The organism is Halioglobus sp. HI00S01 (assembly GCF_001635445.1).
Lineage (GTDB): Bacteria > Pseudomonadota > Gammaproteobacteria > Pseudomonadales > Halieaceae > Halioglobus > Halioglobus japonicus.
The window spans coordinates 1-20,487 of record NZ_LWEE01000001.1; the positions used below are offsets into that span (position 1 = coordinate 1).

General features: G+C 57.1%; 23 protein-coding genes and 1 pseudogene. 13 read left to right on the forward strand and 11 right to left on the reverse strand.

Going from position 1 to position 20,487, the window contains the following annotated elements:
- Positions 1-45: 45 nt before the first annotated feature.
- Positions 46-135 (forward strand): annotated as a pseudogene (locus A3709_RS24920) (hypothetical protein); the annotation flags it as partial.
- Here the strand turns inward: A3709_RS24920 and A3709_RS24355 are convergent.
- Positions 97-348 carry an aconitase family protein gene (locus A3709_RS24355; RefSeq protein WP_082849770.1) on the reverse strand — a complete coding sequence of 84 codons (252 nt, stop codon included), beginning with the start codon at positions 346-348 and terminating at the stop codon, positions 97-99. The pseudogene A3709_RS24920 and the gene A3709_RS24355 overlap by 39 nt on opposite strands.
- Here A3709_RS24355 and A3709_RS24360 point away from each other — a divergent pair.
- Positions 247-456, forward strand: a complete 210-nt coding sequence (locus A3709_RS24360; protein ID WP_066048154.1) for a hypothetical protein — start codon at positions 247-249, stop codon at positions 454-456. The two genes, A3709_RS24355 and A3709_RS24360, sit on opposite strands and share 102 nt — an antisense overlap.
- Positions 457-708: 252 nt before the next feature.
- Complete coding sequence (locus A3709_RS00015) at positions 709-2,241, forward strand: FMN-binding glutamate synthase family protein (protein ID WP_197484009.1); 1,533 nt, start codon at positions 709-711, stop codon at positions 2,239-2,241.
- Between the two features lie 13 nt (positions 2,242-2,254).
- On the opposite strand, the gene A3709_RS00020 is transcribed toward A3709_RS00015, so the two are convergent.
- The 4 genes from A3709_RS00020 to A3709_RS00035 all read right to left on the reverse strand — a co-directional run bounded on the left by A3709_RS00020 (position 2,255) and on the right by A3709_RS00035 (position 6,120).
- Positions 2,255-3,559: a nucleotide sugar dehydrogenase gene (locus A3709_RS00020; protein WP_066048157.1), complete on the reverse strand. Its 1,305-nt coding sequence runs from the start codon at positions 3,557-3,559 to the stop codon at positions 2,255-2,257.
- 94 nt (positions 3,560-3,653) lie between these two features.
- Entirely contained in the window at positions 3,654-5,132 is a 1,479-nt protein-coding gene (locus A3709_RS00025) for a pyridoxal-dependent decarboxylase (RefSeq protein WP_066048160.1), read from the reverse strand.
- A 16-nt stretch (positions 5,133-5,148) separates the two neighbouring features.
- Entirely contained in the window at positions 5,149-5,421 is a 273-nt protein-coding gene (locus A3709_RS00030) for a DUF3144 domain-containing protein (RefSeq protein ID WP_066048162.1), read from the reverse strand.
- Between the two features lie 84 nt (positions 5,422-5,505).
- On the reverse strand, positions 5,506-6,120 hold the full coding sequence (locus A3709_RS00035; RefSeq protein WP_066048165.1) for a triacylglycerol lipase: 615 nt from the start codon (positions 6,118-6,120) through the stop codon (positions 5,506-5,508).
- Positions 6,121-6,278: 158 nt separating this feature from the next.
- Here A3709_RS00035 and A3709_RS00040 point away from each other — a divergent pair, with 158 nt between their 5' ends.
- Positions 6,279-7,196 (forward strand): surface lipoprotein assembly modifier, encoded by a 918-nt coding sequence (locus tag A3709_RS00040; protein ID WP_156507504.1) that lies wholly within the window; start codon positions 6,279-6,281, stop codon positions 7,194-7,196.
- Between the two features lies 1 nt (position 7,197).
- On the opposite strand, the gene A3709_RS00045 is transcribed toward A3709_RS00040, so the two are convergent.
- Positions 7,198-8,919, reverse strand: coding sequence for a S8 family serine peptidase (locus A3709_RS00045; protein ID WP_231871068.1), 1,722 nt, complete (start codon positions 8,917-8,919; stop codon positions 7,198-7,200).
- A 207-nt stretch (positions 8,920-9,126) separates the two neighbouring features.
- Here A3709_RS00045 and A3709_RS00050 point away from each other — a divergent pair, with 207 nt between their 5' ends.
- Both A3709_RS00050 and A3709_RS00055 read left to right on the forward strand, forming a co-directional pair.
- Positions 9,127-9,627: an RNA polymerase sigma factor gene (locus tag A3709_RS00050; protein ID WP_066048175.1), complete on the forward strand. Its 501-nt coding sequence runs from the start codon at positions 9,127-9,129 to the stop codon at positions 9,625-9,627.
- 13 nt (positions 9,628-9,640) lie between these two features.
- Entirely contained in the window at positions 9,641-10,333 is a 693-nt protein-coding gene (locus A3709_RS00055) for an anti-sigma factor (protein ID WP_066048178.1), read from the forward strand.
- Between the two features lie 773 nt (positions 10,334-11,106).
- Here the strand turns inward: A3709_RS00055 and A3709_RS00060 are convergent.
- Positions 11,107-12,147 carry a phosphotransferase gene (locus tag A3709_RS00060; protein ID WP_066048181.1) on the reverse strand — a complete coding sequence of 347 codons (1,041 nt, stop codon included), beginning with the start codon at positions 12,145-12,147 and terminating at the stop codon, positions 11,107-11,109.
- A 78-nt stretch (positions 12,148-12,225) separates the two neighbouring features.
- Between A3709_RS00060 and A3709_RS00065 the strand changes: the two genes are divergently transcribed.
- Both A3709_RS00065 and A3709_RS00070 read left to right on the forward strand, forming a co-directional pair.
- Positions 12,226-13,275: an isoaspartyl peptidase/L-asparaginase family protein gene (locus tag A3709_RS00065; protein ID WP_066048184.1), complete on the forward strand. Its 1,050-nt coding sequence runs from the start codon at positions 12,226-12,228 to the stop codon at positions 13,273-13,275.
- A gap of 84 nt (positions 13,276-13,359) precedes the next feature.
- Complete coding sequence (locus A3709_RS00070; RefSeq protein WP_066048187.1) at positions 13,360-13,884, forward strand: aminoacyl-tRNA deacylase; 525 nt, start codon at positions 13,360-13,362, stop codon at positions 13,882-13,884.
- Here the strand turns inward: A3709_RS00070 and A3709_RS00075 are convergent.
- Positions 13,881-14,897: an AraC family transcriptional regulator gene (locus A3709_RS00075; RefSeq protein WP_197484010.1), complete on the reverse strand. Its 1,017-nt coding sequence runs from the start codon at positions 14,895-14,897 to the stop codon at positions 13,881-13,883. The two genes, A3709_RS00070 and A3709_RS00075, sit on opposite strands and share 4 nt — an antisense overlap.
- Positions 14,898-15,035: 138 nt before the next feature.
- Between A3709_RS00075 and A3709_RS00080 the strand changes: the two genes are divergently transcribed.
- Genes A3709_RS00080 through A3709_RS00090 form a run of 3 tightly spaced genes read left to right on the forward strand, consistent with a single transcriptional unit; the run spans position 15,036 to position 16,249 of the window.
- Positions 15,036-15,248: a hypothetical protein gene (locus A3709_RS00080; RefSeq protein WP_066048193.1), complete on the forward strand. Its 213-nt coding sequence runs from the start codon at positions 15,036-15,038 to the stop codon at positions 15,246-15,248.
- Complete coding sequence (locus A3709_RS00085; protein ID WP_066048196.1) at positions 15,245-15,940, forward strand: class II aldolase/adducin family protein; 696 nt, start codon at positions 15,245-15,247, stop codon at positions 15,938-15,940. The genes A3709_RS00080 and A3709_RS00085 overlap by 4 nt, the downstream gene beginning before the upstream one ends.
- A gap of 6 nt (positions 15,941-15,946) precedes the next feature.
- Positions 15,947-16,249, forward strand: coding sequence for an aminotransferase class III-fold pyridoxal phosphate-dependent enzyme (locus A3709_RS00090; RefSeq protein WP_066048199.1), 303 nt, complete (start codon positions 15,947-15,949; stop codon positions 16,247-16,249).
- Between the two features lie 387 nt (positions 16,250-16,636).
- Here A3709_RS00090 and A3709_RS00095 read toward each other — a convergent pair whose 3' ends face one another.
- The gene (locus A3709_RS00095) at positions 16,637-17,443 is read right to left on the reverse strand and encodes an alpha/beta fold hydrolase (RefSeq protein ID WP_066048203.1); all 807 of its coding nucleotides are present in this window, start codon (positions 17,441-17,443) and stop codon (positions 16,637-16,639) included.
- Between the two features lie 519 nt (positions 17,444-17,962).
- On the opposite strand from A3709_RS00095, the gene A3709_RS00105 reads away from it, so the two are divergent.
- Positions 17,963-18,850 carry a patatin-like phospholipase family protein gene (locus tag A3709_RS00105; RefSeq protein ID WP_066048210.1) on the forward strand — a complete coding sequence of 296 codons (888 nt, stop codon included), beginning with the start codon at positions 17,963-17,965 and terminating at the stop codon, positions 18,848-18,850.
- Entirely contained in the window at positions 18,847-19,527 is a 681-nt protein-coding gene (locus tag A3709_RS00110; protein ID WP_066048215.1) for an SDR family oxidoreductase, read from the forward strand. Before A3709_RS00105 ends, A3709_RS00110 begins: the two co-directional genes overlap by 4 nt.
- An 8-nt stretch (positions 19,528-19,535) precedes the next feature.
- Here the strand turns inward: A3709_RS00110 and A3709_RS00115 are convergent, their stop codons facing one another.
- Together A3709_RS00115 and hutX are read right to left on the reverse strand one after the other, a co-directional pair.
- Positions 19,536-20,069: a HugZ family protein gene (locus A3709_RS00115; protein WP_066048218.1), complete on the reverse strand. Its 534-nt coding sequence runs from the start codon at positions 20,067-20,069 to the stop codon at positions 19,536-19,538.
- Between the two features lie 8 nt (positions 20,070-20,077).
- On the reverse strand, positions 20,078-20,479 hold the full coding sequence (gene hutX / locus A3709_RS00120; protein ID WP_066048221.1) for a heme utilization cystosolic carrier protein HutX: 402 nt from the start codon (positions 20,477-20,479) through the stop codon (positions 20,078-20,080).
- Between the last annotated feature and the right edge of the window lie 8 nt (positions 20,480-20,487).

Consider the following 20,487-nt stretch of genomic DNA (forward strand, 5'->3'; position numbering starts at 1 on the left):
AGCGACTTTGTCGTCGCCACGCGTGAGGGCGCCAATGCGGCCGGATTGGCCCTGTTTGATCTCGACGATTCGCGCCAGGGCATTGTTCACGTGGTGTCACCGGAGCAGGGCATAGTCCAGCCGGGTGCCACACTGGTCTGCCCCGATAGTCATACCTGCACCCAGTGCGCCCTGGGTGCAGGTATGACTATCGGGGCAGACCAGTGTGGCACCCGGCTGGACTATGCCCTGCTCCGGTGACACCACGTGAACAATGCCCTGGCGCGAATCGTCGAGATCAAACAGGGCCAATCCGGCCGCATTGGCGCCCTCACGCGTGGCGACGACAAAGTCGCTACCACTGGGCATGGTCGTGTCGTCCGTGCGGTCAGGTTAGGTATCGACAATATGATCCATACAGCAGAACACCTGCTGCGGGTAAAACACCTCACGACCATCGGCCTGCAGGCTCTATAGCGCAATGGATCCGGTGCGCTAGTGCAGGAACACCCGATCGATGTAAATAAGGTCGGTGCCATCTGACTGGGTCTCAACCAGATGCTCACGCCAGAGTTTGTCAAAAAGGGTTGCAGCCATAGCTGTGCTATATCTTTAGTGCAGAGTCATTTTGAGCGGCAGGTCATAGCCTTCAGCTTATTTGTTATATAAATATAGCGTTATAACTTAATCGGTGGAATGGCCGCCAAACCACGCCCCGGGGGACAGATCATGGAAATGGATACACTCAAGGCTTTTACCCTGGCCTTCTTCGAAATCAGCGCCCTGGTGATGGCCTTAGGGGTACTGCTGCTGGCTATCGCACTGGTCTATATGTACGTTGCTGACGTCACTCAGCGCGAGCAGACCATCCGTCGCAACTACCCGATCATCGGCCGCTTCCGCTATTTTTTCGAACACCTAGGTGAGTTTTTCCGGCAGTACTTTTTTGCCCTGGATCGCGAGGAACTACCGTTTAATCGCGCCCAGCGCAGCTGGGTCTACCGCGCCGCCAAGAACGTTGACGCCACCGTGGCCTTCGGCTCTACCCACCCGCTAAACCAACCGGGTGACTTTGTCTTTCTCAATGGCTTGTTCCCGCCACTGGAAGAAGAAGTACGGCCCAGAAGCGAAATTGTGTTCGGTGCCGGTTTCGCCGAAGCGCCGTACCACACCCGGGCGTTTTTCAACATTTCGGCCATGAGTTTTGGCGCACTGTCAGCGCCGGCCATCCGCGCGCTGTCTGCCGGTGCCGCTGAAGCCGGCATCTGGCTCAATACCGGTGAAGGGGCTATCTCAACCTATCATCTGGAGGGTGGCTGCGACATTGTGTTCCAGATCGGCACCGCCAAATACGGTGTGCGCGATGAACACGGCGCACTGGATGAGGAGAAACTGCGCGAGATCGCCAGCCACCCTGAAGTCAAAATGTTTGAGATCAAACTCTCGCAGGGCGCCAAGCCGGGCAAGGGCGGTATTCTTCCTGGCGCCAAGGTGACCGAAGTGATTGCCAGCACCCGGGGTATCCCCGCCGGTGAAGACTCTTTAAGCCCCAATCGCCACACAGACATCAGCACCATTGATGAACTGCTCGACATGATCGTCCGGGTCCGTCAGGTCACGGGCAAGCCCACTGGCTTCAAGGCAGTGATCGGACAATCGGCCTGGCTGGATGATCTGTGCCAGCATATTCAGCAACGCGGCCTGGAATACGCACCGGACTTTATTACCGTCGACAGTGCCGACGGCGGCACCGGCGCTGCCCCGCAGAGCCTGATCGATTTTATGGGGCTTCCCCTGCGCCGCAGTCTGCCGCTGGTAGTGGATAAGCTGGTGGCCTATGGCTTGCGCGAGCGCATCAAAGTGATTGCCTCGGGCAAAATGGTCAATCCCTCCGGGGTGGCAGCCGCGCTGTGCCTCGGCGCCGACACGGTAAACTCTGCGCGTGGTTTTATGTTTTCTCTGGGCTGCATTCAGGCACTGCAGTGCAACAAAAATACCTGCCCAACGGGCATTACCACCCACGACGAAGATTTACAGAAGGGCCTGGACCCAACGGACAAGGCTCGCCGGGTAGCCAACTACGCCCGCAACCTGATGCATGAGGTGGAAGTCATTGCGCACTGTTGCGGGGTGGAGGAGCCCCAGGACCTGGATCGCAGTCACGCCCAGATCATCGACGAGGTCGGCCTGCCGCAGCCGATGCTGACCCTGCACCCGGAGGCTCAGCCCTTGCCGCAATACCAACGCAGTAGCAGCGACTAGACAGGCCCCTGGCCTATAACCGCCATACGGGGACGCCCAGGCTGGCGAGCTTGTCGCGATCGAGACAGGATTTCACATCGATCACGATGCCCCGCTCCGAGAGCAGTCCGACAATGGCGTCCTCGCCCATATCAAGGTACGTCGCGTGTGGCACCGCCAGCACCAATGCATCCGCAGGCGGCAAAGCCTCCCAGCCGGACAAGGCAATACCGTATTCAGCTTCAGCCTCGGCGGGATCGGCCATGGGATCGTGGACCAGCACCTGGCACTGGTAATCACGCAACTCCGTCACAATATCTGCCACCTTGGAATTGCGGATATCCGGACAGTTTTCTTTAAAGCTCAGCCCCAGCACCACGACTAGGGCCTTGTCCGGAGAACAGCCTTGCTTGAGCAGTTGTTTCACTGTTTGCTCTGCGACAAATTTGGCCATGTCATCATTGGTCTGGCGGCCCGCAAGAATCACCTGGGGATGGTGGCCCACGGTTTCGGCCTTATAGGTCAGATAGTAGGGGTCGACGCCGATGCAGTGGCCGCCTACCAGGCCCGGCCGGAACGGCAGGAAGTTCCACTTGGTGCCGGCAGCATCCAGCACATCCTGGGTATCGATATCGAGACGATTGAAAATCAACGCCAACTCATTCATCAGGGCAATATTCAGATCGCGCTGAGCGTTTTCAATGACCTTAGCTGCTTCACCGACTTTAATGCTGGGCGCCCGATGCACACCCGCCGCAACCACCAGTTCGTAAAACCGGGCGACGGCCTCGAGAGTATCCGCGCTATCACCAGCAACTACCTTCACCACGGTTTCCAATCGGTTCGCGCTGTCACCGGGGTTAATGCGTTCGGGCGAATAGCCCACGTGAAACTGTTCTTGCGTGCGCGCCCCTCTGCCCGACCACTGCATGCCTGAAGCTTTTTCGAGCAGGGGCACACAATATCCCTCAGTGCACCCGGGATACACCGTCGATTCGAAGACGACCGTGGCACCTTCTGACATATTCAGGCCGACCGTAAGGCAGGCACCGTGCAGCGGTTTGAGATCCGGACGCCGGGCATCGTCGATAGGCGTGGGCACAGCCACCAGGATAATTTCAGCCTCCGCCAGCGCCGCGGGATCACTGGTGTACTCCAGTTGATTCGCCGCAGCCAGTTCCGCGGTGCTGACACTGCCGTTGGGATCGGTACCGGCGCGGTATTGATCGAGCCTGCTCTCATCGAGATCAAAGCCTATGGTGCGAAGATGACGCCCGAAGGCGACCGCCACCGGCAGCCCCACATAGCCAAGCCCCACTACCGCTGCTGTTTTATACATTGTTATCCTAAACACATGACCAGGCACTGAGGCCCTGAAAGCAGTTAGTGTGCCCAAGCGTTAGCCGCTTGGCAAAGGCGTGTTGTCGAAATCGCTATTGAAGTTCGAAAGCAGCGGGTTCGCCGTCGGCGCGCAGTAACTCTTCGCCGAGCAGCGGCACAGCCTCGATCAGCGCGGCCAGGTCAGCGCGCGTGGTGCGGTGATTGGCAATGCACACCCTGATGGCTGTGTTGCCGTTGAGTCGGGTAAATGAAGGCACGGCAATACCGCGACACTGTAGCTCAACGACCAGATGACGATTGAGACGATTCAGCTGGTCGGCGCCGATGCTGTCGGTGACAAACCGGAAGCAGACGATATTCAGTGACACGGGCGCCAGTCGTTCCAGCGCCGGATGCGCATCCACCTGCTCGCCCAGCCAGGCCGCCTGACGGCAATTGCGTTCAATGGCGGCACCGAGGCGCTGACTGCCCATTTCCTTAAGCAGCATCCATGGCCCAAGCGCGGAAAAACCCCGCGACAAATCAATACCAAAGTCATTCGGCCAGGGTGCTCCGCCGGCCACACCCCGATTTTCGCCTTTGAGATACGCGTGGGTTGTAGCAAAGGTCGCAAGGTGCTCTTCACGATCACGCACCAGCAAACAGGCAGAAGAATACGGTACGTGCATCCACTTGTGAAAATCAAAGGCGATGGAATCCGCCTGCTCAATACCCGCAAGTCGCGGGCGCATGGTGTCAGAGAGGGCGATAAGCGCCCCAAATGCACCGTCGACATGGTGCCAGCAATGATGCTCGGCACAAATCGCGTTGATAGCCTGAAGATCGTCGATGGCACCGGTATTGACGCTACCCACCGAGCTGATTACCGCAAAGGGCTGCAAGCCGGCCGCGCGGTCGGCAACAATCTGCTCGGCCAGTGCGTGGGCATTTATGGCGAAATCGTCTTGCACGGGGATTGCCCGCAGGGCATCGCTACCCAGCCCCATGAGTTCAATCGCCTTGCTGACAGATACGTGGGCCTGAGCGGAGCAGTAGGCCACCAGCCTTGTGTCCTGATTGCCCAACTGGCGCACGTCGTCACCCAGCGTGCGGTGACGGGCGACAGCCAGACCATACAACGTGGCTGTAGACGTACCGGTGCAGACGATACCGCCGGCATCCAGCGGATAATCGAACAGCTCGCACATCCAGCGAATCAGCTGGCGCTCAATGTATATCGGGCTGTGGTCACGCCCGCCCACATTGGCATTGATGGCTCCATTAAGCAATTGCGAGACAATGCCGCTGGGGGTACCAGAGCCATTCACCCAGCCCCAGAAACGCGGATGGGTATTGCCCAGTGTATGGGGAAGCACGCGCTGCTGAATTTCATCGACAACAGTCGTTAGCGGCGCACCGCTTCGCGGCAGCCCTTCTTCGATATTGCGGGCGTATTCGGGCAGCGGCGCCCAGACCGGCGCTTTGGCGCGATCGCGTGCAAAGTCCAGCGCTATATCCAGTGCGCGGTGGGCCTCCTCGCGAAAGCTGCCCCAGTCAGCCGGTTCCAGCAGCGATTTTTCCTGGTCTTCCACAAACAGTGACTCGAACTTACTGATCCTGCTGCTTTTGCTGCAGCTCAGCGCGCTTCATTTCCTGGATTTGTTCCATCTGGTGGCGATAGGCGTCAACCACCTTTTCGATACCGGAAGGATTGAGGCCACCCTCATTGCCTGCAGCCACATAGCTGGCGTAGACCGCCGATGCCGTCATCAACGCTGCGGATACCACGTGGGTCCCTACGCCTTCGTTTTTGACCTCATTGGCCAGGTCGATAAAGCGATTCATGGTTTCGTGGTGCTGCTGAGCCTCTGTCTTGGACATGGCGATTCTCCTGAAAGTGATTCGAAACAAAAGTGGCGCAGGATTCTAGCACTATATTGAGGTGGGGTTGTGCTTTCTTCAATGTCAGAGGAGTGCAATAACAAGACCCAGATGCATGCCCCTTTCCCCCTCGTCGCTATGGCGCATGACCTCAGGATTAAGAATCATGACCGTATGCGTCACCGGCATGGTCAGCAATTCCTTCACGCCGGGCACCCTGGCCTCGCTCAGTGACACGGTGCCATCGCTGAGTTCATCCGGGAAACAGGGCAACAGGGTAATGTCAGGAATGGTGCCGGCGATGACATCCAATTCGAATGCCACCGGCCCAAGCGTCAGCGGAATAGATTCATCGCCCTTCCCCAGCTGCACCAGGATGCCGCCGAGAGAATGGGTCACGAAGTTGATCTGGTGGGCACCCCTGGAATGACAGGTGCGCAGCGATTGGGTCACCGCCATCTCCGCCGATTCAGGAATCGGATAAAGCAATGAGGGGTAACTCAGGTTGACCGTGGTGTAGCCGGCGTGATCGAGGTACCACTGCATGGGCTTGAGCGACAGCGACGATCGAAGCATACCGTGCAGCAGGATCACGCAGCGATCCGCACTGGCCGCCAGGTAATCATCGGCCCGGACCTGAGGGGCAAGCAACAGCCAGAGTATCAGGCCGAAACTGGCGACTTTTCGAACAACAGGCATGGATGGCTCACTGCAGAACGTTGGACACAAAGTATACCTTTGGCTTTCCCTGGTATTTTCGATTCGATTTGCGCGGCTTTTTGCTATCATTAGCCGATTCCCGCGCCGGGCAACGCCGCGCCGCAGCGCTGGCCCCGGACTTTCCAGGATTAGAATAAATGGCATGGCCTATAAAAACGGTTAGATTTTCCTGCGCGTTGATCGCGTGGGTTGCCGCTGCGCCTGTCATTGCCGCCGGCACTGAGTTTTCAGCAGAGTTTGGCCTGGGCGCAGAATACGACAGCAACGTCTCTGTCGATGAACTGGACGCCACCAGCAACGAAAGCGATTACGCCTACATCGCCGACGCCGACCTCGGGCTCGATCAGCAACTGGGCGAGAAGGTCGACCTGTCACTGAACTACAACGTCAGCCAGACCAATTACGACCGCTTCGAACGCCTCGACCGCACCACTCACCTGGTGGGTGCAGATCTCGGCGCCGACCTGGGTGCGGTTAACACGGGCATGGCGCTCTACTACATCAACGCCCAGCTCGACGGTAACGACTTCCTGGAGTACTACCGGGGCTCGCCCTATGTATCGGGCTTTCTGGCCAAGAAATGGTTTGCCCGCGGCGCCTACGTGTACTCCGAGAAAACCATTGCCCAAAATCCAGACCGGGACGCAGAGAGCCACGCCGGCGAATTTGACCTCTACTTTTTTCGCCGCGGACTTCGCAGCTATTTCAATGCCGGTTACAAGTTCAAAGACGAAGACGCCACCGCTGAGCGCTACGACTACAAGGCCCACAACGTAAAGCTGCGATATATCCACCGCTTCGACCTGTGGGGCGATGTGCTGAAAATGGAATTCTCCTGGCGCTACGAGGACCGCGACTACAGCGGCATTACGCCAAGCATTGATCAAGAGCGCGCTGATCAGCGCCATCGTTGGAAGATCGACATGGAGTACCCGCTAAGCGAGCGAACGCTGCTGCAAATCTACGGCGGCTACTCCGATTACGACTCAAACTTTCCCCGGGCTGCCTACGACCAGCACGTAGTCGGCACGCGCCTGTCCTGGCGCTGGGAATAAATCAGTTACCGGCCAGGCGCAACAAGCCATGACCGTAGATTTCATCGCGTCCCGGTGGGCCAAGATCCTCGGCTGACTGATAAAGCAGGTTCATCACATCTTCACCGGGCTGCTGGCTCAACAGACTCGCCGCAGCTGTCGCCGCAAAGGGCACCGCGAACGATGTGCCGGAAGATGCCACAAAGCCACCACCCGCCCGGGCGTGCAACAGGTCAACACCGGGCGCTGCCAGATCCAGATATTCTCCCCGATTAGCAAGGCGAAACACCTGATGACTGCTATCCACGGCTGTGACTGCTACCACCGTATCGTAGGCGGCAGGATACATGGGTGCGGCGACCGGACCGCCATTACCCGCGGCAGCCAGTACCACCACCTCCTGCTCCTTGGCGCGACCCAGCGCAGCCTCCAGGAGACGATTCGGCGGACCCGCCAGGCTGATGTTCACCACATCAACCTCGGATGAAATCAACCAGTCCAGAGCGCGAAGCAGACTGACGGTAGAAGCAATTTCGCCGTGCTCTTCGCTGATTTCAAATACGCCGGCAGCATATACCTCGGCATTCGGTGCCAGGCCGCTATAGTCCGGTGAATTGGCAGCGATAATCGAAGCGATGGCGGTGCCGTGGAATTCAGGTACATCGGCACCTCTGCCGACAAAGACACGGCTCTCAATCTGCGACTCCGCCAGCGCTGGATGCGAGGTATCCACTGAGCTGTCGATCATGCCAATACGGGGCGCAACCGTTTGGGCCCCTGCCGGTAACTGCATGACCGTGCGCGGCGTTACGCCGTGTTCTGCACTGGCCAGCTGGGTGCCTGCGGTATAGATGTGGTTGAGGTCGACCTCGGCGCGATCTTTACCGACCACGTCGAGCACGCCGCGGCGCACCGCTGTGATGTCAAAACTTGAAGGTCCGGCAACCTCAGCCAGGCGCATGCCAAGGCCTGGCAGATCAGTGACGGTATCGAACAAATAGCCTTCCTCGGCCAGCTCTTCGAAGACCTCAGGCTCAGCCATAACCAACCATTGCTCGCGATGAATGCGCTCTTCGTCAATTTCCAGGTCGCTTTCAACGGCGTCGAGAATATCGTCAATTTCTGATTCGAGGCGCTCTTCGACGGCGGTTTCAACCTGGACGGCCACAGCGAGATCGACATTTTGCTCTACGCCGCTTTCAACGGTCTCTTCAAAGGTCTGGGCGACCTGCTCCTGAACATCGTCCTGAACGCTCTCTTCAACCGTCTCGGCAACCTGTTCCTGAACCTCTTCCTCAACGCTCTCTTCGACGACCTCTTCGACGTCCTGGGCAACCGTCTCTTCCACCGTTTCCTCAACGGTTTCCTCGACATTCTCTTCGACGTCTTCGGTGACGGTTTCCGCCACCTGCTCTTCAACAGTTTCCTCGATGGTCTCTTCCACCGTCTCTTCGACGATCTCTTCCTCGACCACTTCCTCTACGGATTCCTCGACGTCCTCAACCACTTCTTCCTCGACGTCGTCTTCCAGAATGTCTTCGGTGTAGCCGAGCACAAGCTCACTGGTCTGTTCCTCGACCTCTTCCTCAACGGCTTCTTCGACCTCTTCCTGGACGATTTCTTCTTCTACTTCTTCTTCAACATTCTCTTCGACATCCTCTTCCACCTGCTCCTCAGCCCCGGTCAGCGACCCTGGGACCTGGGCAAACGCTGCCGGCGGCGTGGCCAGCGCGACGGTCAACACCAGCGCCAACGCGAGGCAAAATGCGGGAAAATTACCCTCAAAGGATATTAAATGTCTGAAATTCAATGACTTGCAAAAAAACATGGTAGTATCCACCACCTGGATTTAACGCCGTAATTACTATTAAAGACGATTTACGCGAAGAAAAATTCCAAATCATGGAATAAAATCCGCCGCCCAAACGTCACTCATTCTAACAGGATTCGTATGCCATCGCTCAGCGATTCACAACGTGAGGCCCTTATGGCCGAACTGGGTGGATTACGCCGATTCTGCTACTCCCTCACCGGGAATGCCGCTGACGCGGATGACCTGCTGCAGGCGACCGTAGAAAAGCTGCTGAGTAAAGGAATTCCGGAAGATGCGCATACTGCTAAATGGAGTTATCGGGTCTGCAAGAACGTCTGGATTGACGAACTGAGGTCCCGCGAGGTGCGCCAGCGCTATCCCAGCATCGCAGATGAAGAGGAAGATGCGCGGTCCACCGAAGCCGTCGCCGAAGGCGAACAGGCACTGGACGCCGTATCAAGGGCATTGGAACAACTGCCCGAAGATCAGCGACTGGCGCTCACCCTGGTCACGGTAGAAGGTAAAAGTTACGCCGAAGCGGCAGAGATTCTCGAGGTTCCAGTAGGAACCATCATGAGCAGAATCGCCCGGGCGAGAAAGAACTTACTAGACATTTACAGCCCGCCAGGGGCGGACTGAAGAGAATGAGACCATGAACGAACAGGATTACCAACAGCTGTCGCAGTACCTGGATGGTGAACTGGATGTATTCACCACACGCCAGCTGGAACAGCGCCTCCAGCAGGAGCCTGAGCTCGCTGCCACACTGGCACAGTTGCAAGGCCAGGACGCCGCAATTCGCAGCGCCCTGAACACCACAGCCGAAGCCCCGGCGACGGTTCGCGCCATGCTGGAACCGGCAAGCAACGTGGTTGCCCTGCCGCAGCGCAAGGCTCGCCCCACCTGGCAATACGCGGTGGCAGCATCCCTGATTGCCGCAGCCGGCCTGGCGATCAGCCCGGCCTGGCAGCAGGCCCCCAGCGCCGACCAGATGCTGGCCAACGTACTGGAAACCAGCCCCTCCATGGCCAGCGGCTGGCAGACCCTGGACAACGGCGACCAGGTTCGCCCGGTCCTCAGCTTTAAAGATAGAGCCGGCAACTGGTGCCGCGAGTTTCTAATCACCGAAGCAGGCGAAGCCTCCCGCGGTGTCTCCTGTCGCGCCGCTGGGGAATGGCAAACCCAGGTACTGGCCGCCACTGAGATCCCCGGCGACGCTGGCCAGTTCCGCCCCGCAGGCGCTGCTGACGCCAACCCGGTGGCCAACTTCCTGGCCGAACAAGCCGACAGCATTCCGCTGAGCGCTTCTGAAGAGGCCAGCTTGATCGAGAATCACTGGAACTGATTTCACGCCAGTTCCACTTGTACCCGGCTATATGCCGGGTATTTTTTTGCCTGCGATTTGGTGGGTGTTCGTGCCCCCAGAGTGCTGACTGGCAATTAGTTTTGCACTTTCTCTACCCGTCGGCACAGGCACTGCTGGAGTCTTTCGAAATCGCTACAAACACATCCATATGTTCACTTTCGCGTCCCGGAGCGCCGGCCGCGCCCTCCATAGCTCCCGACGATTTCGAAACACTCAAACAGCGCCTGCACCTAGGAACAGGATGCTATGGGTAATCTTGGCAACGTAGAACAACCCCAGGTGCGGGGGCAGGTGAAGCTTTGCGAAATTGTCGGGAGGCAGGATGCCGTACGCCAAAGCACGCCATGGATGGCCTTGCAGCGGTTTCGCAAAGCTTCACCTGCTCCCGTGCCGTCGCGTAGATAACAAAAAATTGGAATCCCAGAAGAGATACAGGGCCTGCCACCCCATGTAGATGACAGACCCTGAAGTTCAGTGCGGAGGGCTAGCGGTCCCCGCTCTGGGAGCTGTGATCCGGAGCGTCCCCAAGGAACGCTCCGGTAAAAGAAGTAGAGGAGAGCAGTGACTACCACGCATTCTATGGTGGCCTCAGGGGCCTGTGATGCGTACCCAAATGGTATGCCACCACTGCAACCTCAAGCGGTGTTTCACTCCACTTTGACTACTTGACGGTTCGGCGTCCCCTTTTATTCCCAAAATTCACAAAAAAATTGAAAAAAATTGCCCGTGAGCCGGAATAAATTACTTTTCCTTTATAAATCAGCAAGTTCCGATTCGATAGTTTTTGCAGTTTCCAGGAATTCCAGCGACTGATGAAGCCGTTCCAGGGTCTTGAGTACATAATTCTGGGGTTGCCAGGCGTCGCCCATGGCCAGGGTGGTGACGGCCCCCACCCATACGTAGGCCGCGTGCAACTGGCAGTCGCAGTACATCTGGGCAGCGTCAGGCGGTGTCACACCCTCGCGGATCAGGGCCTCCCGGTATCGTGCCAGCAATGTGCCTGCCGAGGCTTTGAGATCGTTCGGCTCAACCGTGCCCGCCAGGAAGTAGCCCACATCGCGCATCGGGTTAGTCTTGGCCAGCAAGGCCCAGTCCAGAAAACCCGGCGAATCGCCGTCGGCAAACATATTGCCGTCGTGGGCATCGCCGTGAACCAGCGTATGCGGCCCCCGCTCCCAGAGCCGGTGAATGGCATCGGTGTGCTCGGTATAAAGCTGGGCCAACTCACTGAACACCGGAGGCATCTGATCTGCAAAGGCCTCGTGCGCCTGGGCGACAAGCACCGGGGCAATCGGGTGTTGGGGAGGCGCACTTATCCAGTCCAGGTCGGTGGCAAAGCGCGGTGTCTCCCAGTACTGACTGTGGAGCCTGGCAAACGCATCGAGCACGGATTCCACGTAGGCCAGAGAATAGTGCTCGCTGGCAGTACGGAACCCGAAGCCACTCGCCTCAAGATCTTCCAGCAGCATGATGTAGTGTTCACCACCGGGAGCCCATTCTGAATAGTAGGATGCGGGCACACGCACCGGCACTTCCGCAGCGAGTTCCGCGTAGAAGCGCGCTTCGCGCTCGCCCATGCCGGTGGCAACAACAAACATCCGCTGCTGCTCATCTGCCGGCGGTAGCTTGGCAAAGATGCGTTGCGAGGTTCCGTCCTCCCGCTGCAGTGCGAGTGCCGCCCGTCCTGTTGTGCCGTCGTGTTGGTCCAGGGTGCTCACGCTGGCGATTGGGGTCTGCAACGCTTCACTCAACCAGCCGGCGGATAGCTGGGTAACACTGTCGGGAATAGCCATAGAGGGAGTTCCGGTTTTGGGCGTTACTGCAAAGTGTAATACGCTCTGCTCCACACTCAGCGGAAGGAAGACCAAATTATGCTCAAGGTACAGATTCTGAAACCCGCCATTGCCGCCCTCTCCCTCGCGGTAGCTGCCTCGGGAATGGCAGCATCATCAGAAACGTCAGCGCCGCTGGCCATCGTCATCCACGGTGGGGCGGGCACAATCCTCAAGGAAAATATGACCGAGGTCACTGAAAAAGCGGTACGCGCCAAGCTCACAGAGGCCACCAACGCCGGCTATGCGGTGCTTGAGAGCAATGGCTCAGCCATGGACGCGGTGATCGCTGCCATTCGGATTCTCGAGGATTCGCCGCTGTTCAATGCGGGACGCGGGGCGGTGTATAACTATGAAGGGCACCACGAACTCGACGCTTCACTCATGGACGGTGCCGACCAGAACGCGGGGGCTGTGGCGGGGGTCCAACATATCCGCAATCCGATCTCGCTCGCTCGCCTGGTGATGGATGCTTCTCCACATGTGATGTTAATGGGAGAAGGTGCCGAGGCATTTGCCCGCAGCCAGAATGTACCCATGGTCGAAAACAGTATTTTCAATACCGAGCGACGCTACGAATCCCTGCAAAAGGCCAAACAGAAACTGGAGAAAGAAGAGCGACGGGGCAAAGACTACCAGGCCGCTCTCGACGCCCTCCCCCTCCATTACCGCTATGGCACAGTTGGTGCCGTAGCCCTCGACGCTTCCGGCAACCTTGCTGCAGGCACCTCTACCGGCGGCATGACGGCCAAGCGCTACGGCAGAATTGGCGATGCACCCATTATTGGCGCGGGTACCTGGGCGGATAATGCCAGCTGTGCCGTGTCCGCTACCGGTCACGGTGAATACTTTATCCGCTTCCACGTTGCAGCCGATATTTGTGCTCGCGTGAAGTATCAGGGTAAATCCGCGCAACAGGCGGCCGATAATGTGATTCACGATGTGCTGATGCCGGCAGGTGGAACCGGGGGCGTTATCGTGCTCGATCCGGCCGGGAACATCAGTATGAGTTTCAATACACCGGGCATGTATCGGGCCTCGCGCTCCAGGGAACAACCAGTGAAAACCGGCATCTACAAGGCGGACTAACAGCACTATTTCGATAGCAGTAAACGTTATTAGGTCGCCGCAAGCTTTAGCCATACTTATGTGACATCAAAGGGAGGTCACGCTATGAGCACTGCGCCGAGACTGGATAACTTCCTGCGCCTAAGCCAGACCGAGTATCGCACTGTCGATCACCGCCACACCGAATCAGCCGTCGATTCGGCACATGCTGCCCACTTATCGAGAGCCCGGGTAGCAAAATCCGTGCTGCTACGCGACCGACGCAGCGGGCAGTATCTGATAGCACTCACCCCCGCCTGTAATCGGATCAATCTCGGCTGGGTGCGCGAAAACACAGCGGCAGATCCGGTACTTGCCCGCGAAGCAGAACTGAGTGATGTCTTCCCCGACTGTGAGCTAGGCGCGGTGCCGGGCCTTGGTCAGGCCTACCAACTGGATATGGTCTGGGATGATGATCTGGGCCAACAGCCCAGTGTGTACTTCGAGGCGGGCGATCACGAAGGGCTGATCGAAATTACCCAGGCTGAATTCCACCGTCTGTTCGATGCGTTCCCGCACGGTATTATCAGCCAGCCAAGTGATGATTATCTGGCTTATCAGACCTCTGAGTTCTGGGGTGGGCAGCGCTAGCTAGCTGTCGCCCTGCGCCGGTAGGCCAGTGGTGCTTCGCCGGTCCAGGATTTAAACGCTCGACGAAAATTACTCAGGTCGGTGTAACCAACCAGTACCGCTATTTCCTCCAGCTTCAACCGCGAGGTTGTGAGGTATTCGATCGCGAGTTTGCGTCGCACGTCATTGAGCAGCAGTTGATAAGACGTTCCCTCCGCAGTGAGAGCACGGCGCAGCGTACTCTCACTCATATCATAATCTGCGGCAACTTCCGCTAAGGGTGGGTAGCGGCCCGGTTGCTGCACCAGGCGTGTGCGTACCTGCTCCGCAATACCGCCACTGCCCTCCTCGTCTGCGATAAGCGTCTCGCAGTGGCGAATCGCCATCTGAGTGGCAGCGGGATTACGTGAAGGAATTTCACGTTGCATCAGGTCGCGTGACCAGAGAATACAATTGCGCGCTTGCTCAAATTTGAGAGGACACCGGAAGTGCGATTCATACATGGCCACGTACGGTGGTTCGGGATAGCTCAGGTGAACTTCATAGGGCACGGTGTCATCACCTAGGTAGCGGTGTAACAAACCAACCACGCCGCCGAGGTCCTCTTCCACCAAAAAGCGGGTAGCCTCGCCAGCGCGATAAAGTGGTCGCGAACTCAGGCTGAAAAAATCATTTTCTTCAGTGACCCGGGTATCAGTCAGGCGAGTGGCAACTCGGCTGAATCGCTGACCGATCAACATGGCATCCCACAGGGTGGCACAGCTGGCCACGGCGTAACCCATCATGCCCCAGTCACCAATATTCACCGCACCGGCAACCCGCAACCCCCAGGCCGGATCCCCGGAGATACGATAGGCGTTGTCGATCATGATCAGCGCCTGATCGAAGGAAATACGCGTGTCCTGGGACGATAGGTCTCCCAGCTCGAGCGACAGCCCACGCACGAGCGTGTCGGCTTTGCAGCCCTCCTCTTCCAGCACCCTGACCATCAGGTTGAACATGAACGGACGTATGCATTGTGTGTCCGCGCCCATAGCGAGCCCCATCAAGTCCTGTCGCCAGTCTACGAACATTGACCGAAATTGACCAGTATTTGAACGAGTTCGCCCTCCTAACCTTACGCAGTGCCACTTACTATGTAGGCTCAATCATAACTCTGAGCGGAGCGCCAGATGGCCAGGTCATTTGTCAGTATGGGGGCCACAATCCTCGACATCGTGGGCTATCAGATCGACAGCATCCCCGAGCAGGCAGCCCGCTTTGGCGCCGCCACCGCCGCCCAGTTGGCCAGTGCCGTTGGCTCCGATGGCGCTGTGGGCAGTTATACAGATACGCTGGCGATCATGAATGCAGGTACCATGCCCACTGAGGAGACTACACCATGACTCAATACAGCAACGATACCCGCAGCCGCCAGGTGGTGGTTGATGCGTTGGTCGCTCTGGGAGACAAAGGCCTTAACAAAGGCACATCGGGGAACGTCTCGGTAGCCACCAGCGATGGCATGCTGATTACGCCGACCGGCGTCAACCCGGAACAACTGCAGCCAGAGCATATTGTTCACATGACACTTGACGGGCAACCCGATGCAGACCAGCTCACGCCCTCCAGCGAGTGGAAAATGCACGCCGATGTCTATGCCAACAAGCCGGGCATTACTGCGGTTGTCCACTGTCATTCGCCCTACGCGACCATACTCGCGTGCGCACGCAAACCTATTCCCGCCATGCACTATATGGTGGCGGCAACCGGCAGTTGCTGTATCCCATTGGCGGACTATGCCACCTTTGGCAGCCAGGCCTTGTCTGACGCCAACGTCGACGCGCTGTCCTCCTCGCTGGCCTGCCTGCTGGCCAATCACGGCCAACTCGCCACCGGCTTCAACATCGAAAGCGCACTCAAACTCGCCGAATTAGTCGAGGAGCAGGCGCACTGCTACTGGGGCACCCTGGCCATAGGCGGCCCCGTCGTCCTGGACAAAGCGCAAATGGACGACGTGCTGGTCGCCTTCGCCAGCTACGGACAACAGGCTGAGCGCAAAGACCTGGCCAGGGGCAACAAACTCAACAAGGACTGATACGCCATGTACTCGATCGACAACGACCTCAAGCTGCGCGAGCGCGCCCAGCGCGCGTTTCCCGGCGGTGTCTATGGCCACCAGGCCTCCGCCTCTTTGTCACCCATGCATCCGCAGTTCTTCACCCGGGCCGAAGGTCCGTATTGGTGGGACACCGATGACAATCAGTACATCGACTTTATGTGCGGCTATGGCACCAATCTGCTCGGCTACTGTCATCCCAAGGTCGATGCGGCGGCCCTAAAACAACAGGCCATCGTCGATGCCGCGACCGGGCCCAGCTCAGGCCGCCATCGTCGCTGGTCATGACCGCGGCGCTGTGGTGTCGGACAGGTTCATTGAGGCCGCTGAGGTTATAACCGAGTACCACCCGCCCCTGCACAGCATCAAACAGCGGTGTCGGATTGCCACACTTGCCGCGACGCTCCTTTAGTTTGTCTCGCAACCCTTACATACGTGTAACTCATGGATTTTGCTAGCAAGTGACCATGTAAGAGTTTTCATGTTTTTTTGCTTACAGGGGCGAGCATCCGAGAGCCAGACCTAACTGGATTTTCGCGAAATCTGCTCAAATATAGAGCATGGCCACAGATCGGAGTGTCCGCTTTGAGGCCACTTCCCGTCATTCCCGCGAAGGCGGGAATCCAGTGTCAGCTTTGGGGCCAGAAGCGGACGCTCATTAACTAACGCGCTTTGTTAGTGTTTTATAAGCCGCTCAATAATCAGCGTAAGCTCATCGATTACTAATTCAGGCTCGTCAAACTGCACAAAATGACCACTCGACTCTGATAACACTGCACGCCCCTGTGGAAAAGCTTCAGCCCATTGTTTCCATGTTTCGCCCCACTTAACTACACCTTGGTCACTAGCAAGCAAGTGTGGGGGATTGGGATTCTTTTTGATCGAAGCGATTACAGTAACAGGCATGTCTTTGATTTGTGGGTAGTTCGGTAAAGGCCTCTTACTCCAAAAATCCAAGTAGTTGTTTGACATGCCATTTTCCATATCAGCGAGCTTAACCGCTGCAATTTCTCTGTTAGCCTGCTCTAAATTAATAGCCCGCATAATATCCACATCATGCTCCGAAGATGGATCAAGCATCAGTAATGCCTGTATTTGAGCAGGGTAAGCCACTGCAAAATCCCTAGCTACATTTCCGCCATAAGAATGAGCAACCAAAATGACAGGCTGCGTAATTCCTAAATTTAGTAAAAGGTTGCTGGCATATTGAGCGTACTCGTCAGAAGTAAAATGGCGCTTTATCCTAGTTGACTTGCCATTACCTACCCTTGAGTAGCGAATAACTGTCGCTTCTTCAGCAATTTCATAGAAAACAGCATCCCAGTCAGATAAGCCCGCACCAGCACCGCCTTCTAGAAGCACTGTATACTCACCACTGCCAGCGATTTCATATTCCAGCTCAAAGTCTCCAACTTTTGAAAACTTCGGTTCTGCGACCACAGAAAAAGACAACACAAAGAACGATAAAAAAATGAATTTCAAAAAAATCACCAAATAACACTAACTGCAATATCTAAAAACTAAGTGAATGTGCACGTGAATTCCCCCTCAATGTGGGGGCCCGCTTTGTGGACGAAAGCAGACGTTGGTAACAGCCTATCCCAAAGGCCCCCATAATCAAATAGCGGGGTCCTGGATATGGCCATACACCAGGCAACTTGTGAATGCACCGCATGGAACCGAGGCCTAATCATTGGCCAAAAAAGGCCGCTGAAGATGGTGTCTTTGGCTGGCGTCACGCCGGCACGGGTGTGGTGGTAGCCCAGAAACATGAAGCCCCGGTCTATACAAAGAAATACAGAAACACGAGCATCGCAACGGTGCTGATGTTGGTCGTAACGGCGATAAAGCGCTGGGCTTTCATAGTCTGTCTCACGCTGGTAGTAATCAGGTTCTAGCGGCTTGGCGTCAAGTATTGAGCCGGCGCATGAAATAAACCTTAACTTTCCCAGCTCGGGGAACATATTATGGAGCTTCGTCCGACGGTAACTTTCCAACGCAATGACATCGACCACGCGCGCGCCCATCAAGAACGCTATTTTTGCTGGCGGCGGCAGCCGCTGCCTGTGGCAGGTGGGTTTCTGGGACGGTGCCAATAGCGCGGGACTGGGCCTGCAGGACAGCGTGGACTATGCCGCCAGTACCAGTGCGGGATGCGCCATGGCCACCGCATGCATGCTCGGGCGCGGGGCTGAGGCGCTGGCCATGTTCAAGGTGCTAACCGATCAGAACCCCGCCAACATCCATTGGCACAATCTAAAACCCGGCTCTGGTGCACCGCTGCTTCCGCACATGAACATGTACCGTCATGCCCTGAAGCACTTTCTCACGGAAGATGATCTTCAAGCACTGGCGGGGCGCAAATTGGAATTTCTGATGGCCCGGTTTCCCGCGTGGCTTCCCAACGCCATCGGCACACCGCTGGCGTTCAGCATCTACGGCCTGGAAAAACATCTCACCGGGGTATTGCACCCCAACTGGACAAGCAAATTGGGATTTGAGCCACTGCGTTACGGCAACCAGAACGCCGCCACCATTGCCGATCTGATCGACACGATCCTTGCATCGTCCTGTGTGCCGCCGGTACTGCCTTTTGGTCGCTATCGGGGGATGCGTGTACTCGATGGCGGTATCATCGACAACGTGCCCGCCTTCATGGCCGACGACCGCGAGGGAAACACGTTGGTGCTACTGAGCAAGCGCTATCGCCAGGCTCTGCCCACATCTGATACGCGTATCTACGTACAGCCCAGCGAGCAAATCCATCTCGATAAATTTGACTACGCCAATCCGCAGGGACTCCAGGACACCTATGATCTAGGCTATGCCGATGGCAAGACTTATACATCCCAACATTGGGAAAACACCCCTAAAGGAATCACATTATGAGCCAGGCATTACAAGGCAAACGTATTCTCGTCACCCAGGCTGAAACATTCATGGGGCCCGCAATCTGTGACGAACTCACGGCTCAAGGTGCCGACGTCATTCGGCACGAGGGTGCACTGACAACACCAGAGGCCGTGATTGATGCCATTGATTCAGCGGGTGACTTCGACATCCTCATTGCCAACCTCGCCATTGCAGCTCCAACAACACCGGCCACCGAGGTTGCGGATGAAGAGTGGACAGCCGTTTTTGACGCCCTGGTTCACCCCCTGCCGCGACTTGCCCGTGCCGTGCTGCCTGCCTGGGAGGCGCGTGGCAGCGGCAAGCTGATTGTCGTTGGTAGTGCTTCTGCGCTGCGCGGCATTAATCGCACGTCAACCTACTGCGCCGCGCGCGGTGCCCAGGTGTCGTGGGTCCAGGCTGTGGGACTGGAAATGGCCCGGCATGGCATTCAGGTGAATTGTATCGCACAGAACTTTGTGGAGAACCCGAGTTACTTTCCCACGGAAGTGCAGGAGAACCCGCGCTTTCAGGAGCGTCTGAAACGCGAGGTTCCCCTGGGCAGGCTGGTCACTGCTAAAGAGGATGTCAGCCTGATCGCCTACCTTTGCTCAGACGTGGCCGACTGTTTTGTCGGCCAGGTATTCCCGATGTGCGGTGGCTGGGTAGGCCGCTAAGCCAAGACTCAGGCGTTCGCTGCCTCAGCCCGGGGCTTGTGGCCGTCGGTCATGTGGGTCAGCACCTCTCCCGCGAGAGTCTTGCCCGCGAGATGGAAGGCACGACCAAAGCCCTTCACATAACGACCGTGGGTCGGCACCAGGCGGAACATTTTGAAATCGGCAAGCTTACTCAGATTGCCCGGGCGGTCGCCGTGGCGCTGGACGAGACAGTCCAGCGCTGTCTGCCAGTCGTCAGAACCGTGCTCAAGCTGCTGCACGTCCATGGCGTAGTTAACGCGAATACGCGCATAGAGTTCCTCCGCTGAATCCTCATCTTCCACAATTAATACTGATGCTCTCGGGTTCTTCTGCAGGTTGACGCCGTGAACGGCTATCTCACTCAACAGCACGTAGAGACAATCCTCACCGATAGCAAACGGCGCATAAGAAGCGTAGGGGTAACCGTCCGCATCAATACTGGCCAGCTGCAAACTCTTGCGTGCATCAATAAAGTCTCTCACCTCGGTACTGAGGCGAACCTGCATTGCTTTGTTTTTCATAGTTTTCCTTACGCGGCGACCTTGAGTTGATCGCGGATCATGTTGAATTTTTCGAGCTGTGCGGCAAAAACCTCACCTTGCTCGTCGCGCCCGAGAAAGACCTTGAACAAGTTTTCACCGCTGGCGTTATTAAAGGTGAACGCATAACTTGCGCGCCCACGATGGAGTTTGTCCTGAAAGCCGATCGATGCGATGGCGTCGAGGCGGATGTGGCCTTCAAAGCCACCCGAGGTACGGCCATCGAGGTTGTAGAACCCCATGCCAATGTCACCGGCGGGGAAACTGCCTTTGAACTCAAACACACAGCCACCATGGAGGATAACCGTGGTCAATTTTCCCCAGGTGGCCACTTCGCGCAGCAGCGCCTCGGCCTCACTGCCCGCAAGTGCGGGCGCTGATTCATGACTCATATCGATCA